The organism is Psychrobacter urativorans, from assembly GCF_904846695.1.
GTDB lineage: Bacteria > Pseudomonadota > Gammaproteobacteria > Pseudomonadales > Moraxellaceae > Psychrobacter > Psychrobacter urativorans.
In genome coordinates this window covers 137,588-153,076 of record NZ_CAJHBR010000002.1, presented here as the reverse complement: position 1 = coordinate 153,076, position 15,489 = coordinate 137,588, and the positions used below count along the sequence as shown (strand labels likewise).

General features: G+C 42.2%; 15 protein-coding genes. 5 read left to right on the top strand and 10 right to left on the bottom strand.

Annotated elements, in window-relative coordinates; all coding sequences use genetic code 11:
- Positions 1 to 86 precede the first annotated feature (86 nt).
- Together JMY09_RS02770 and JMY09_RS02765 are read right to left on the bottom strand one after the other, a co-directional pair.
- Positions 87 to 1,556, bottom strand: a complete 1,470-nt coding sequence (locus JMY09_RS02770) for a M16 family metallopeptidase (protein WP_201622068.1) — start codon at positions 1,554 to 1,556, stop codon at positions 87 to 89.
- A gap of 70 nt (positions 1,557 to 1,626) precedes the next feature.
- Positions 1,627 to 1,857 carry a hypothetical protein gene (locus JMY09_RS02765; RefSeq protein ID WP_201622067.1) on the bottom strand — a complete coding sequence of 77 codons (231 nt, stop codon included), beginning with the start codon at positions 1,855 to 1,857 and terminating at the stop codon, positions 1,627 to 1,629.
- Between the two features lie 1,091 nt (positions 1,858 to 2,948).
- On the opposite strand from JMY09_RS02765, the gene ftsY reads away from it, so the two are divergent.
- Both ftsY and JMY09_RS02755 read left to right on the top strand, forming a co-directional pair.
- On the top strand, positions 2,949 to 3,923 hold the full coding sequence (gene ftsY, locus JMY09_RS02760) for a signal recognition particle-docking protein FtsY (RefSeq protein ID WP_227677137.1): 975 nt from the start codon (positions 2,949 to 2,951) through the stop codon (positions 3,921 to 3,923).
- A gap of 61 nt (positions 3,924 to 3,984) precedes the next feature.
- Positions 3,985 to 4,584, top strand: a complete 600-nt coding sequence (locus tag JMY09_RS02755) for a methylated-DNA--[protein]-cysteine S-methyltransferase (RefSeq protein ID WP_201622066.1) — start codon at positions 3,985 to 3,987, stop codon at positions 4,582 to 4,584.
- A gap of 86 nt (positions 4,585 to 4,670) precedes the next feature.
- Here the strand turns inward: JMY09_RS02755 and JMY09_RS02750 are convergent, their stop codons facing one another.
- Positions 4,671 to 5,420 (bottom strand): YebC/PmpR family DNA-binding transcriptional regulator, encoded by a 750-nt coding sequence (locus JMY09_RS02750; RefSeq protein WP_201622065.1) that lies wholly within the window; start codon positions 5,418 to 5,420, stop codon positions 4,671 to 4,673.
- Positions 5,421 to 5,913: 493 nt separating this feature from the next.
- Here JMY09_RS02750 and JMY09_RS02745 point away from each other — a divergent pair, with 493 nt between their 5' ends.
- Positions 5,914 to 6,744 (top strand): ion transporter, encoded by an 831-nt coding sequence (locus JMY09_RS02745; protein WP_201622064.1) that lies wholly within the window; start codon positions 5,914 to 5,916, stop codon positions 6,742 to 6,744.
- 158 nt (positions 6,745 to 6,902) lie between these two features.
- On the opposite strand, the gene JMY09_RS02740 is transcribed toward JMY09_RS02745, so the two are convergent.
- Together JMY09_RS02740 and aroQ are read right to left on the bottom strand one after the other, a co-directional pair.
- Positions 6,903 to 8,207 (bottom strand): ABC1 kinase family protein, encoded by a 1,305-nt coding sequence (locus JMY09_RS02740; protein WP_201622063.1) that lies wholly within the window; start codon positions 8,205 to 8,207, stop codon positions 6,903 to 6,905.
- Positions 8,208 to 8,538: 331 nt separating this feature from the next.
- Positions 8,539 to 9,021 carry a type II 3-dehydroquinate dehydratase gene (gene aroQ / locus JMY09_RS02735; protein ID WP_227677122.1) on the bottom strand — a complete coding sequence of 161 codons (483 nt, stop codon included), beginning with the start codon at positions 9,019 to 9,021 and terminating at the stop codon, positions 8,539 to 8,541.
- Between the two features lie 604 nt (positions 9,022 to 9,625).
- Between aroQ and JMY09_RS02730 the strand changes: the two genes are divergently transcribed.
- Both JMY09_RS02730 and JMY09_RS02725 read left to right on the top strand, forming a co-directional pair.
- Positions 9,626 to 9,841: a cold-shock protein gene (locus JMY09_RS02730; protein WP_201622061.1), complete on the top strand. Its 216-nt coding sequence runs from the start codon at positions 9,626 to 9,628 to the stop codon at positions 9,839 to 9,841.
- A gap of 215 nt (positions 9,842 to 10,056) precedes the next feature.
- Positions 10,057 to 11,211, top strand: a complete 1,155-nt coding sequence (locus tag JMY09_RS02725) for a DEAD/DEAH box helicase (protein WP_201622060.1) — start codon at positions 10,057 to 10,059, stop codon at positions 11,209 to 11,211.
- 170 nt (positions 11,212 to 11,381) lie between these two features.
- Here JMY09_RS02725 and JMY09_RS02720 read toward each other — a convergent pair whose 3' ends face one another.
- The 5 genes from JMY09_RS02720 to JMY09_RS02700 form a co-directional block, all read right to left on the bottom strand.
- Positions 11,382 to 12,281 (bottom strand): sulfite exporter TauE/SafE family protein, encoded by a 900-nt coding sequence (locus JMY09_RS02720; RefSeq protein ID WP_201622059.1) that lies wholly within the window; start codon positions 12,279 to 12,281, stop codon positions 11,382 to 11,384.
- A 48-nt stretch (positions 12,282 to 12,329) separates the two neighbouring features.
- Positions 12,330 to 12,596, bottom strand: a complete 267-nt coding sequence (gene ccoS, locus JMY09_RS14485) for a cbb3-type cytochrome oxidase assembly protein CcoS (RefSeq protein ID WP_227677121.1) — start codon at positions 12,594 to 12,596, stop codon at positions 12,330 to 12,332.
- A gap of 102 nt (positions 12,597 to 12,698) precedes the next feature.
- Entirely contained in the window at positions 12,699 to 13,481 is a 783-nt protein-coding gene (locus JMY09_RS02710) for a YdcF family protein (protein ID WP_201622058.1), read from the bottom strand.
- Entirely contained in the window at positions 13,471 to 14,586 is a 1,116-nt protein-coding gene (gene murB, locus JMY09_RS02705; RefSeq protein WP_201622057.1) for a UDP-N-acetylmuramate dehydrogenase, read from the bottom strand. The genes JMY09_RS02710 and murB overlap by 11 nt, the downstream gene beginning before the upstream one ends.
- 272 nt (positions 14,587 to 14,858) lie before the next feature.
- Entirely contained in the window at positions 14,859 to 15,368 is a 510-nt protein-coding gene (locus JMY09_RS02700) for a low molecular weight protein-tyrosine-phosphatase (protein WP_201622056.1), read from the bottom strand.
- Positions 15,369 to 15,489 lie beyond the last annotated feature (121 nt).

The following is a 15,489-nucleotide window of genomic DNA, read 5'->3' as shown; positions in this document are numbered from 1 at the left end:
GGGCATAAGCTTTGCTTTGGTTTCTACATTAAAGTAAAGCAAAATGTTGTTTAGTTTGCCTAGTTTGCCTAGTTTGCCTAGTTTGGTTAGTTATTAGCATTATCCACCAAGCCTGCTTTATTAGCGGATTTTTTAGGCGGTATAACCTGCATAACCGTCAAGTTATTCTTGACTAGATATCGTTTGCTCGCCGCTTGAATATCGGCAACTGATACGCTATCAAGTTTAGCAGGCAAGCTTGATAGTAAGCGATCATCTAAGCCAATAGCTTGCAGTGAGCCTATCATCCGTGCTTGTCCTTCCATGCTATCTTGTGCATAAACTAAGCTAGTAACCGTATTAGTCTTGGCACGGCTGATTTCGTCAGGGGCTATTGGATCCGTGGCTAGTTTGTCAATTTCAGCAGTGATAGCTTGCTGCGCTTGTGCCAAACTGACGCCTTCTCTTGGTGTCGCTTGGATCAAGAACAGTCCATCACCGCGATCTAATAAGTCATAAGAAGTACCAATAGAAGTTAACAAGCCTTGCTCACGTATTAGTCGACTCTCTAGACGCGCAGATAGACCACCGTCCAATACGTCTTGTGCCAATGATAGGGCGTAGGCTTGCTTTTCGTTAGCTGCCCCGACAGTTAATAGGCTTGGTACATTATAGCCCATCAATAATACTGGTACTTGCACCGCTTGCTCTGACTCTACCTGCTGGTAACCACGAAAGCCTTTTTGTCGGACTGCTGGGCGCTGCGGTAACTTACTGGCTTTGAGATCACCAAAGTAGCGTTTTGCTTGCGCCAAGACTTCTGTTGGTTCGACATCGCCAACGACTACTAAAGTTGCATTATTAGGCGTATACCAAGTCTTATACCAGTCTTTTAACTCACTAAGCTTGATAGATTGTAGCTCGTTCATCGGCCCAATTACCGACTCCCCTTTTGGGCTATCAGGTAAGGCTAGCAGGCGAAATGATTCGTAAGCTTTGGCTAGTGGATTGTCATCAGTACGTTGTCGACGCTCCTCCATAACTACTTGATGCTCTTTGGTAAAAGCGTTTTCATCAAAACGCAGATTTAGCATCCGATCGGCTTCTAATTCTAGCGCTAACGGCAAACGATTAGCCGGGAATAGCTCATAATAGCCAGTATAATCGTAGCTAGTAAAAGCATTATTAACCCCGCCAAACTTGGCAATCAGGCGCTCATAGTCATCGCTCGAAACTTTAGTAGTGCCTTTAAACATCATATGTTCAAGTAAGTGTGAGATGCCGCCTTTGTCTAACGGCTCATCGGTAGAGCCCACCTTGTACCAAATCTGAGTCATAACGACGGGCGCACGGTGATCTTCTTTTACAATGATTTTTAGACCATTATCTAGCTGATACTCGTGGCGTCCTGATAAGTCTATAGCTAAGGCAGATGACCCAACATCTGGTGGTGCTACTTTTTGATGAATAGTTTGATAGTCGGGATGATTTGCATTAAGTTGACTGGTTTGACAAGCTGCAAGACTAGTAGCCAGCGCTAGAGCACAAGCAATACGTAAAGTTAAAGAGGAGGACATAGTGTTTTCTACTTATAAAATGACGATTAAAATAAATCTAGCTAAGTATGATGATCCGCTCAATACAATATCATAAAGAGTTTTTGATGTCAGAAATCAAAATAGCTGTTGGTTCAAGCGCTTGCAAAGTGTTACAACCTACGGTTAAAGCAGACAAAGCTACAATAATAAAGATGGATATTAGCTTATTAGATTTTCTGTACTGAGTTTGGTCATGATTGGTTGGTTGCCGTCTAAATGCTTTAGCATTAGCATAGTCTGACTGAGGTCTTAGTAAAGAGCGTTGAGGCGTGAATGACATGACCAATCCTGTTGATATAAGATAGTATTTTGAAGCTCTAAAAATAAACTTTGTAACTGAGTTTATAAGGCGACTTATAACGACTTATGGGCCCCGACTATGACACTAGCCGTCGGCTTAAACTCGTGAGTAGTGCTACAGCCTGTAGCGGATAGAGCCGTTGCTGTTAGCAAAAGCGCCAAACCTAGATGATTGAGTTTTTTACAAAAATTAGTGGTTAATAACATAAGTTTTCTCAATAGAATAAGGGCTTAACTAGCATAGGCGAAGTTTAGCATGTTCAAGGTCTTATTTTTGTGTCTGAATCTTAAGAGAAGCTATCTTGATAACCCAGTGCATACTCAATAGTTAGCTAATTAGCTAGCTGCGGTTTACTCATTAGTCAGCCAACTAGGCTGAGGTTAAAAATATAGCTTATAAAATACCTATGAGATTAGCATTGTCAAAAATGAGCGCCAGCTGAATTATGCTAAACTAGGCAAAATTATTAGCTATAGCTCCGATAGCGTAGAAAACCACTTTAGAATAAACCCATTAATAATAATGCTAACTTGTAGGGCAAATTTATGAATAATCCGAACAACAGCAATCGTGTGGTGATCAATCTCGATGGCAGTCTTGATGATTTAGATGACGATGATATCACCTTACCCAGTTTGCCCACCCAATCAGTAGCTATTGTCGATGAAGCGCTGAGTGAGCCAACCTTACTATCTGCATCAGACACTAGTGTTACTAGTACCACTGCTATTGATACAGACCTTAGTGATAGCAATCATGGTGACAATCAAGCACTTGTTGATAGAGGCCTATCTAGTGCTACGGTGGTAGGCAACATCGCTTTAGGCGCGCCACTAATAGCTCCTGAATTCGATAGCAAGCCTGAAGAGATAGCGATTAGCGATCATAATGTTGTACAGTCGGCTGTTATTCAAGCGGCTATACCGAAGATGCCTCTGCAAGCGCAGCTTGGGGATAATCTTAGTAATAGTAATAGCAATAGTAATAGTAACAGTAACAGCGTTACTGATAGCGTTAGTAATAGCAATACTGACAGTAATAGCGCTATAAGCTCAACCACAGCACCAGAAATGCAGAGTGATGCCACACAGAGCGATGAATCCCAAGGTCGACAAAAAGGCAGCTGGTTCAATCGCATGAAGTCCGGACTGGCCAAATCCCGTAAAAACTTAGCCGGTGGGATGGTCAATATACTGATCGGCGGTAAAGAAATCGACGATGAGCTGTTAGAAGAAGTCGAAGATCAGCTATTGGTCGCTGATATTGGGGTCAATGCCACTAATCGTATTATCAAAAATTTGACCGAACAAACCAATCGTGGTGATTTGATTTATGCCCACTCATTATATAAAGCATTACAAAATGAGCTAGTCGATATCTTGACTCCTAAAGTAGCTCCGCTAGTGATAGACAGCAGCAAACAGCCTTTTGTTATTTTAGTGGTTGGAGTCAATGGGGTAGGTAAAACGACTACTATCGGTAAGCTTGCCAAACGTCTGCAGGGTGAGGGCAAGTCAGTAATGCTAGCCGCTGGTGATACTTTTCGAGCCGCTGCTACTGAGCAGTTACAGATTTGGGGAGATCGCAATAATATTCCGGTGGTGGCACAAGGTCACGGCTCTGATAGTGCCTCAGTTATTTTTGATGCTATGCAATCAGCCAAAGCAAAAAACATCGATGTGTTGATTGCTGATACTGCTGGGCGTTTGCAGAATAAAACTTATCTTATGAATGAGTTAGAAAAAGTAGTACGTGTGATGCGTAAAGCTGATCCTACTGCGCCTCACGAAGGCATGATCGTCCTCGATGCAGGCACGGGTCAAAACGCTATTAATCAAGTGGAGCTGTTTAATAAAGTGGTTCCTCTAACAGGAATTACTATTACTAAATTAGATGGGACGGCTAAAGGCGGCGTAGTATTCAATATCGCTGAAACCACGGATGTGCCTATTCGTTATATCGGGGTCGGTGAGTCAATCGATGATCTACGCGCCTTTAGTCCTAAACAGTTTGTGGCTGCGTTGTTTGAAACTGATGATGTCTAATTTTAGTAGCCTAGTCAACGTTTAATAAGCGGTTCATTTATCATCAATAGGGATGAAGATTATGATCATAACCAGCATAGTGTTAGCAGGCAAAGACCAAGCTCAAGTAGCTTTCCCTGAATCTTCTTTATTGCTGGCCAGTCATACAATAGACGGTACGGCAAAGCTTATCTGCTGTACTTGGCTAGAAGCAGATGAGAGCTGGCAGGACAGTATAAAGTTGAGCACTTTAACAAAGCGCTATAATCTCGCTGGTTTGGAGGTTGAGTTTATAGCCGTACAGCAGTTAAAGGCTAGTGATCTAGAGCAGCAATTATTGTTGACGGCTATTGCTCAAATGCAGCAGTATCTACAAGCAGAGCGTCAGGCTTTTGATTTGCCGCTTGATACCAGCTTAGGTACTCCATTCCAGCAAAAAGTCTGGCAAGCTTTGCTTGATATCAAGCATGGCGAAACCATTAGTTATGCCATGCTTGCGCAGAATGTTGATAATCCAAAAGGGTTTCGGGCGGTTGCTAATGCTAATGGCAAAAATCCGCTAAGTATCATCATTCCTTGTCACCGAGTTATTGCCAGTGACGGTAAGCTTGGTGGCTATACTGGTGGCTTAGATAAAAAACAGCATTTGCTAGCGCTAGAGGGGGTTAGCTGTAAGCTGTAAGCTGTAAAATGACTATTGACTAAAGATGATTATAAAAAAAGCCAAACGTTGTATAGACGTTTGGCTTTTTTGCTACAGGGCAATGATTACTCTTCAAGCTCTGCCATGACAGCATCAGAGAAATTGACATTGGTATAGACGTTTTGCACATCATCAATGTCCTCTAACATATCAATCATTTTCATCACTTTTTCAGCATCATCGAGGTTATCAATCTCCGCAGTAGTTGCCGGTGACATAGTTACTTCAGCGTTATTGGAGATAAGACCCGCTGCATCAAGGGCATCTTTTACTGAGCCAAAGCTCTCTACTTCAGTAATAACCAACAGACTCTCACCATCGTTTTCAATGTCTACTGCACCAGCATCCAGAGCCACTAGCATGACTTCATCCTCTAAGCTAATGTCATCAAAGCTAATCTCGCCGCGCTTGTTAAACAAGTAAGCGACTGAGCCTGAAGTCCCCAGATTGCCGTCATGCTTAGTAAAAGCATGGCGTATTTCACTAACAGTACGATTGAGATTGTCGGTCAAGGTTTCTACTAATACGGCTACGCCACCGATTCCATAGCCTTCATAGTTGACTTCTTCCATGTTTTCATTGTCACCACCACCTGTACCACGATCAACCGCTCGATTGATGGTATCTCTAGTCATGTTAACTGACAGTGCTTTTTCGATGACCGCTCGCAGACGTGGGTTTTTATCAGGATCAGGGTCGCCTTGCTTAGCTGCCGAGACGATTTCACGGATAATCTTAGTAAATATTTTACCTTTTACCGCGTCCTGACGGGCTTTACGGTGCTTAATGTTTGCCCATTTTGAATGACCTGCCATACGATATCCTTACTTTATTTAGAAGACGTCTGCCTGACTCAATGCGAGATCAGGAGAGGCGACTAATTCATTTGCGATAACAGTTACCTACAAGAGCTTAACTGTTTCGAGGTTTTATATTTATAGTGATACTTATACTTATACTTATACTTATATTTATAAAAATACTTATACAAATAGCTGCTTAGATAGCCTTAATGAGAATTGAGGCGTTAATTATATTTCTAATCTAAAAGCAGTGGTGGTACTTATTTCTTTCACAAGCTTACGCTTGAGTTAACGATTTGTATATTGTTGCAAGCGGTTTTTTGTTACACTGTGGCAAATGAGCTCACAATATGATTGCCCTTATCAATAAAAGCGCTCAATATTATAAACCACTTTTGGGTGTTTTGACCACTATGACCTATTGAAATGGGTCATGACTATCGATGACCACTCACATCATTCAATATCATCAAGACTCTGATATTATGAGATTACTGACTATTCTATGAAGCAGCCGACTACTGAAGCCATTACCCATTTGCGCAATCGCATTCATATCATTATTGAAGGAACGGATACTCATTCGGGTAAGTTTTTCGATATTGTATTATTAATTGCCATTTTAGCTAGTGTGTCGGTGGTTATGCTCGACAGCGTGTTATATATGCGCTTGCAATTTGGCACTATATTCTTTTATGCAGAATGGTTCTTTACTATTCTATTTACTATTGAATATGGGTTGAGACTGTTTTCTGCCCCCAATCGTTTTCGTTATATGTTTAGCTTCTTTGGGGTGGTGGATTTACTATCAGTATTGCCGAGCTATTTAAGTCTGATATTCGTAGGCGTGCAGTATCTATTAGTCATTCGAATATTGCGCATTCTACGAGTGTTTCGAGTCCTTAAGCTTAAAGCCTACATGCAACAAGCTGGATTTTTGGCCTCTGCATTAAAGACTAGCCAACAAAAAATCACCGTGTTTTTCTTATCTTTAGTCCTGTTAGTGACTATTTTTGGTTCGATTATCTATGTAGTAGAAGGGCCGGAAAATGGCTTTACTAGTATACCTGTATCTATTTACTGGGCAGTCGTGACAGTAACTACCACCGGCTATGGTGATATGTCACCTAAGACCCCAATCGGGCAAGCGATTGCATCTATGGTAATGATAACGGGTTATTCAATCATTGCCGTACCGACAGGTATTTTTACGGCTGAGCTGGCACGTAATATGCGCCCACAGCTAAATCCTATTGCTTGTCCTAACTGCGGTAAATTTGGTCATGCAATAAATGCCGAGTTTTGTGATCGCTGTGGCCATGCGTTGCACGTATAAGCAGTTATCAATAATTATAGCTAATAGTCATGCTAGTTATTCATGCTTATTAATGTTTTTTAGCCTGCCAGTCAGGCATCCCTAATAGACCTATACCGTCATCACTATAGAGTTGTGGCTAGCTGGGTTGCCTTGAGGGTGATCAAAGCATACGGCTATTAAGGGTTATCAAGATATTCGACAACCAATGATGAGAGATCAATCTCTACTCCTAAATTAACTAAATTCCAATACTGTCCTGATACCGTGCGATCTAGCATCATAGTAGTCGCTGAAGGCTGGAACTGACCGAAGTACTTTAATGAGCTACGCATTTGGGTAATAGCTTCATGGTGTACTTGGCTATGAGCGAAATCAAACGGCCCTTCTTGGTAAGGGGGGATAGATAGCGGTTTAAGGCCGATACTTAGCCAAGTCTGGTAAAACTCACCTGGAACGTCTTTTTCATCATCACGGCGAACACCAAGAGCGATTAAGTCTTGCTCAAGAGCCGTAACATCGCTCGACACAGCATGTTGAGCAAAGCGGCGAAATAGCTTCACTTCACTGTCGCTATAGCTACGAATACCGCCAAAATCATAAGCAATCACACTACCATCCTCGCGAAAAGCAAAGTTGCCAGGATGCGGATCACAGTGCATTCGATATAAGCCAAACAACTGACCGGCGCTAAAATGAAATAAGCGTGTGGCAATTTTTTGCTTGATATTATTATCCCAAGTTGCGGCTACGCTAAGAGATTCCCCCATCTCTTCAGTCAAAGTTAGCACGCGTCTAGCCGAATGGCTATCGATCACTTTAGGAATAATAAGGCCCTCATCATTAGCATGAAAAGCCCCAAATACTTGTAGGTTGTGAGCTTCTTTAGTGTAGTCAAGCTCGTCATGTAGACTTTGGCGAATTTCATTGAACAGCTTATCTTGTAATTCACGACTCATATTAAGGACGCCGGCTATTTTTAAGGCCATACGTACTTGTTTTAGATCGCTATCACAGTTTTCATCGACATCAGGGTATTGCACCTTTACGACTACCTTTTGACCAGAAGGTAAGGTGGCTTTATGCACTTGACCAATGGAAGCTGCGGCAAAAGGCTGTTGTTCAAAATCGATAAATAGATCTTTGATAGGCGCTTTTAGCTCACGCTCAACCTGCGCTTTGATCTGCGAGTAGGGCATAGGAGGCGCATCTTTTTGCAGCTTTTCCAGTGCTGTTGCCACTTCAGGTGGAAACACATCTTTGTACTGTGATGCGATTTGACCCACCTTCATTACCGCACCTTTCATCTCACCGAGGGTTTGGGCGATCTGAACACCCACATCCTGCATCAACTCTGAGCGTGCTTGCAAGCGCTTCTCTTCGTCACTAGAGAGGTGCTTTAATGAGTTCTTCGCCGCTTTACCTGCAATACTTGCAGTCATACCAGCGAGTTTCATAAAGCGTTTTCCAGACGACTTTGCCATTCATATCACCATATAGAGGGTTGTTAATTATAGAGTTGCTAGCTTGCAGCATACCGTTTTTTTACGAGCGCTAAACTCATGGCAATAACTAGCTTTGATAGAGCTAATTTTCATCCACTGGCTTTAGGCCTTGCGCTTTATATAAGTGCAGACCTAGCAAGGTCATTACAAGGACAAACTTAGATATTTTTTAGTTAGCCATTATTTAATTGATTAGCTAGTTTAGTCAGCCTTTAGCCCATTGACTAGTAGAGTTCAGTGCGAGTTCATTGCAGGACCAGTCAGGAACCAATACAGCACAGCACCAATAAAGAATAAATTATTGAATTTATTAGGGCTTTAAATTTAGCGGGTATAAGTTAGTTAGCCAGTACTCTAGAGCCATCTGATACCCTAGTGAGCCAAGACCGCTGATAACACCCACAGCCACATCGCTCAGATAAGAATGCTGGCGAAAGCTCTCACGCGCGTGAACGTTAGATAAGTGCACTTCAATAAATGGCTTTTGAGTTGCCAATAATGCATCTCGTATAGCAACAGAAGTATGAGTAAAGGCCGCAGGATTGATAATAATGGCATCCACTTGCATCTTAGCATCAGTGAGTAAGCCATGATGTTGGATATCATCGACTAGCTTACCTTCGTGATTAGACTGAATACAAATGAGCTCAATATTATGCTCTGCGGCAAGGCTTGTTAAAGCTGTTTCAATCTGCGCCAAAGTGGTATGACCATAAATTTCAGGCTCACGTTTGCCCAATAGATTGAGGTTGACGCCGTTGATTAATAGTAGTTTTCGGTTCAGTTTGGGCATATCAGTATCCATACAGTGCTATCGAGGAGGTTATAAGTAAGTTCGCTATTTAAAAGCGCTTATTAATGCTTCAGCTGTGCTCAAGACAATTACAACAGTGTTAAAAAAAAGCAATAGGGAGATAATGATTATTGCTAGCACTCAATAGATAAATAAACGGGTTACAGAGTAGTGTAAGAGCTATTTACGTTTTTGACTGCTTATAATAACAGCTCAATTAGCCAAGCATAAAAAGATTACAGGAAAATTTACTAACTCATCTTAAATCATGTTAAAAGACTTTATGTTACTAAAAACCCGTGCTATGATATTTTTTATGCAATAAATATTGCAAGTTTGTTACTGATAAGCTGCAGGCCTTTATATAAAGGGTTAAGTGGTCATTAATAAATGCGGTAGAACATACCCTCTCATCATTGAGAAGCTCTTTACATTGATTTATTAACAATAAAAGCAGGTGTCAGTATAGTTTTTAAAGTGTTTACTCAAAGTCAGTTATTTTTAAGTAAGCATTCCTAATTTTTTATTTTATAATCTTGGACCCCGTTTATATGCAATGTTGCAAAGGAATTTGGGGCTAAGCACTGTTTTAGGAAGTAATATTATGTCAGATCGCGAACAAGGTATCGTCAAGTGGTTTAATGACTCAAAAGGTTTTGGTTTCATTCAGCGCAATAGCGGTGAAGATATCTTTGTCCATTTCCGCGCTATTCAAGGTGATGGTTACCGCTCTTTAAAAGATGGCGAAAAAGTTGAGTTCAATGTAGTCGAAGGTCAAAAAGGCTTACAAGCTGAAGAAGTTAGAAAAGTAGAAGAATAATCTATTTAGTGGTTATAGCCGTTTTGCCCTAATATTGGCCTAAACTACTGCTATACTACTGAGTCGAGCCTGTCTTAGTTTAGAAAGGTAGCAATAATTGCTACCTTTTTAATGATCTATAGACAGTTGGGCTCGGCTTTTTTTTGGTTTTAGGTAAGCGCTACGTTAGATAAGTGCTACTAGGGCTGAGCCTATTGAATAAATAAGGAAAACTTTTGAGTAATTTTACCACATTCACCGATTTGCCACTCTCAAATGCAACATTACGTGCTGTTAGTGATTTGGGCTTTACTGAATTGACGTCTATTCAAGCGCAAATATTGCCACACACACTGGCTCATCAGGATGCCATTGGACAAGCGCAAACAGGTACTGGTAAGACCGCCACGTTCTTGATTACTATCATGGAAGCGCTGCTCAACCGCCCATTTACTAGTGATGAGCAACGCTATCTAGGTGAGCCGCGTGCTGTAGTTATGGCTCCTACGCGTGAGCTGGCTCAGCAAATCTTTGATGACTGTATGCAGCTAACCAAATACACTTCTCTACACAGTATCTGTATTATGGGTGGCACTAATTATGAGACTCAACAGCACGAGCTAGAGCGTGACTATGTTGATATCTTAATTGCCACTCCTGGACGCCTTATTGATCTGATGAATAAAGGTATGGTTTACCTAGATCGAGTAGAAGTTCTAGTGCTTGATGAAGCAGATCGTATGCTCGATATGGGCTTCATTCCTGATATCAAGCGTTTAGTAGGGCGTATGCCTGCCAATACTGAGCGTCAAAGCTTATTGTTTTCCGCCACTTTTAATCAAGATGTAATGAACTTGGCTTATCGCTGGTTACACGAACCACAGTTCGTGGAGATTGAGCCTGAACATAAGACTAGCGAGCTAGTTGAACAGCACTTTTATTTGCTGGCAGAGAGTGAGAAATTGGCCGCCCTAGAACGCATTATTAATGACCAAGATGTGGAAAAAGTAATCGTTTTTGCCAATCGTAAGGATCAAGTTAAGCGCTTATATCATAAGCTGCGTCAAGCCTATAATATAGTGATGCTATCAGGGGATGTGATTCAACAAAAGCGTGAAAAGTATTTACAGCGTTTTAAAGATGGTCACGCCACAGTTTTAGTAGCTACCGACGTGGCTGGACGTGGTATCCACGTTGATGATGTTAGTCATGTAGTGAACTACACTCTACCTGATCAGCCGGACTACTATGTCCATCGTATTGGTCGTACTGGTCGAGCTGGGCAGACAGGTATTAGTATCAGTTTCGTTAGTGAAGATGATGCTTTTAATATTCCAGCCCTTGAAAAGCACTTGGATACTAAGTTCACTCTTGAGCAGTGGCAAGAATAGTAATCTATGGATACTGAAAACTAAATCCAGTCGCTAACTTAATAAAAAGCCCTCAACGTTGCTGATGACGTTGAGGGCTTTTTTTAAAATTATTTTTTAAATTTGTGGTTTTGCGCGATATTGCTTTTTGCAGCTATTGTTTATAAGAGCAGCAATAGAAGTTAAAGGGTTTATTTTTCATTATTCATATGGTCGTGAGTCATACTGTCATCAGGCATATCGTGCATGCTGTGATCCATATGCGGGTCCATATCTTGCTTAGCATCAGCAGTGGCTGGCATATTATGGTTACTATGATCCATAGTCGCATCCATGCCCTCATGCATATCCATACCATCATGCATAGGCATATCTGCCATTTGTGAGTCAGACATAGAAGACATATCATGGCCTCCATGCATAGTAGTCATAGCCAAAGGTATCACGACGACTGCCAATCCTGATATTACCATGATAGCACCATTCAACTGACGCAAACGCAAACGACCAATTTGGTTGCGCATCCAGCCTACGGTTTTATGAGTAGCCACCAACATAGGGACGGTGCCTAAACCAAAGACAAACATCAATACCGCCCCAGTCAACGGGTCATGACCGACAACCGCGATGAGTAGAGCGCCATATACTAAACCACAAGGTAAGAACCCCCACAATAGACCAGCAGTCAAAGCTCGTGGGAAAGTAGTCAGAGGGAAGACCTTTTTGCGTAGGGGGGCTAGGGCTTGCCAAAAGCGCATGCCAAAGCGTTCAAGCTTAGTCAAGAAGGGCAAGCCAAGCATGGTCATGCCAACGAAAACTAAGACTAACCCTAGTAGAATACGGGGAATATTATTACCTACCATTAACGGCTGTAATACGGCAGTACCTAAAAGACCAGCAATCAATCCTAAAGAGGCATAACTGAGCAGACGACCAATATGATAAGTGGCAATCAAAGCTCGGCGCTTGGCAGGGCTGACCTCTTTCATGGACAAACTAAAAGCAGCGACTAGTCCGCCGCACATACCTAAACAATGGGGCGAACCAAAAAACCCCATAAATAATGCCGCGATCAGTAAAGCAGTAGTCATAGGGCATATCTCTTATCATAAACTAGTGTGGTAGGAGCAATATTGCAGCTAATCGTTATCAGTATCAGCTTTTTTTGGCTGAATATCGTTGTGTTGCAATGTGGGTTGTTGAGTATTAGAGTCAACATCTTTATCAGTAGTTGCTGTATGCATTTGCATAGTCTGGCGACGCTCTTGACGATCATCTAGGATAATACGCTGCGAGGCATTGTCTAAATCCTCGAACTGATTGGATTTGACCGCATAGCGCACTGCCCAAATAGCCACTACAAATAGCATCAAGCTCAAAGGTATTAACAAGAATATACTGAGCATAATAGTCCTTTTGGATAGCCATTCAGCTATAAGTGATAATCTGTATTATACGCCTATTATCTGCTGATTGATGAAATGAGCTAAGTAAAAGAAGTCTCTTGCCTAGAGTAGAGTTTCAGACAGAGGTTTGGTAGCCTTGCCTCTAGGGGTTAGTAGCTGCTGAATACTGACTTCTTCAGCGCTACGGCAGTTAGACTGTGGACGTAATAAGTCACGTAAATAAGCGGCAATTTCATAGACAGCACGTCTTGAATGACTTAAGTTCTGTGCCGGTTGCATCCAATCACGAGGCAAAGGTAGGGGCGCATTGATCGGCGTACTATTTATATTATTGAGCGCAAACTGACGTCGTGCACGTGCCATATGATAGCTATCGGTGATCAGATAAATATGATTTAGCGGGATGCGTTTGGCGGTAAAGCGAGCATTTTCACAAGTATTCATACTAGCATTTTCACTGATTAAACCATCAATACCATGCTCTATAAGCCACTGTCCCATCCAAGGTGATTCAGCACCGCTAAGCACTACAGGCAGAGGCAAGTCATGATAAGCGCTAGCTAATGTACGTACCCGATTAAGACTATAACGATTCAATATAATGTCGTTATCAGCATCGTTGGTCAGGCCGCCACCAAGTATTACATAGGCAGTCGGAGGTGAGCTCATCGCGGCTCCCTTCATAGTAGGCAGTGGTAAATGCTGCAATAGATAAACCACGGCTCTTGAGAACAAAGGAGTAAATAAGCTGATTAGGACAATAATGATAATAGTAGAGCCGAGCACAAAGGTGATATTAATAATACGAAATATCTTGATAGTACGCTCAGCTGAACGCAGATAATAGCGCCATAAACGCAGCGACCAAAGGGATTTAGACCTCATGATCGCTAGATCCAATTGACCCATCAGCCTCAACCCAGACAGGCTCACGCGCTAAAGTTATAGCAAATTTTTGATAGATAGAGTCGGCGATATAAGCCTGAGCTTGAGCTACCTCAGTCTGAGTAGCCAGATAGGGGCGGTGATTGGTTAGTACTAAGGCTTGTTTCTGATGAGTAAGGATAGGCTCGATACCGCCACCTTTTAGCCCTGCTTGCTCGATCAACCAACCGGCAGCTACTTTCACTTTGTCATCAGGTAATGAGTAGCCAACGATAGTAGGATAGCTAGCTTTTAGCTCAGTAAATTGGGCTTGCCCAATGACTGGATTTTGAAAAAAGCTGCCACAATTGGGGAGTTGTTTAGGATCTGGAAGCTTTAACTGACGAATATCGATGATAGCCTTCATCACATCTAGTGGCGAAGGATGCAGTCGTCCTTGCTGCTGAGCATAATCTTGTGCGACAGTTTTTACATCGCCATAGCTAGCAGAAACCTTAGTCGCATCAGTATGCAGTCGAAAGTTTACCCGACTGATAAGCCAAGTGTTGGGGGCGCGTTTAAATATGCTGTCGCGATAGCCAAACTGGCAGTCAGCTGCTGACAAATCATGCCAAGTTTGAGTGGGTAGATGATACGCGCGTACAGACAGCATGCAGTCTTCTAACTGTACGCCATAAGCGCCAATATTCTGTACTGGGGCGGCCCCAGTTAAGCCTGGTATTAAGGCCAAATTCTCCAGTCCATACCAGCCTTTATCGACAGTATAAACGACTAAGTCATGCCAGTTCTCACCAGCCATTACTTCGATATCGACATATTCTGCGTTGCTGTGCAGTACAGTAATGCCAGTCATTAAAGGCCGTAATACAATAGCATTTAGTCGATCCGGCAACAGTACGTTGCTGCCACCAGACAACACGAATAGCGATTGCGCTGCTTGGTTATTTACAGTATAGCGGGCCATAAACTGGTCGAGCTGAGTTTCAGTGTGGAGAAGCACCGCAGTATCAGCCACACAAGCTAATGCCATAGTATTGAGCTGTGACAAATCAGCATCAGTGCTGATGTTTTGAGCAGTAGAGTCAGAGCACAAAGCAGTGATCATAAGGCGACCTGTTCGATAAGTAAAAACGCTAACGTCGAGTATTATACAGACGATCTAAAGTAAAATAGCGCCATTTATAAAGATGGGCTATCGTGGTAAGTTTTCTAGCCTGTTATAGCGCATATGTGCCGCAAAAAGTAGAGCGCTGATAGAACAACTATAGCACTCGAGTGTTAAATGCAGTGACAACAAAGATTTATGGTTATAAGCACTTACTTCAATAAGCGCTTACTTATTAATGATCAATGCATCAGTGCTGAACAGGATTGGATTTAACTGGTTTTCCAACTCTCAATCCAAGCTTGAGAACTCGACTCAATACGTCTGATAACCTCTTCAAAGGCATCGGCATCACCTTGATAGGGGTCTGGAACATCATCGCCACTATAAATAGGGTCTTCTTCACTAAATAAAGCGAGGCGTGCTAGTGGCTTTTTTAATGCGCTATTACTGACTTCAATGCTATCTTTTATCAGCTGCAAATCTGTTAAGTTTTGCGTATCCATAGCTAAGATAAGATCGAAGTTAGTGAAGTCCTCATTAGTCACTTGACGTGCTACTAGCTTGCTAATGTTATAGCCATTAGACTTAGCATGACGCTGCGCACGTATGTCAGGTGAGTGACCTATATGCCAATCGCCTGTGCCAGCAGAATCAACTTTCATATCCAGCCCAGCAATCGCCGTCTGCTGACGAAATATCTCTTCGGCGGTAGGTGAGCGGCAAATGTTCCCTAAACAAACCAATAGTACAGAAGAGGGGGCAGAAGCTTTAATCAGCATAGAGTAACCTATTGAAACTTAGGCATGTTTAACCAGCCCTAATCATATAAAAAATAGGCGGCAAACAATCGAGATCTACAAGGTGGTTTGCCTACCTAAAATTGAATGCCTAGCGTAACGG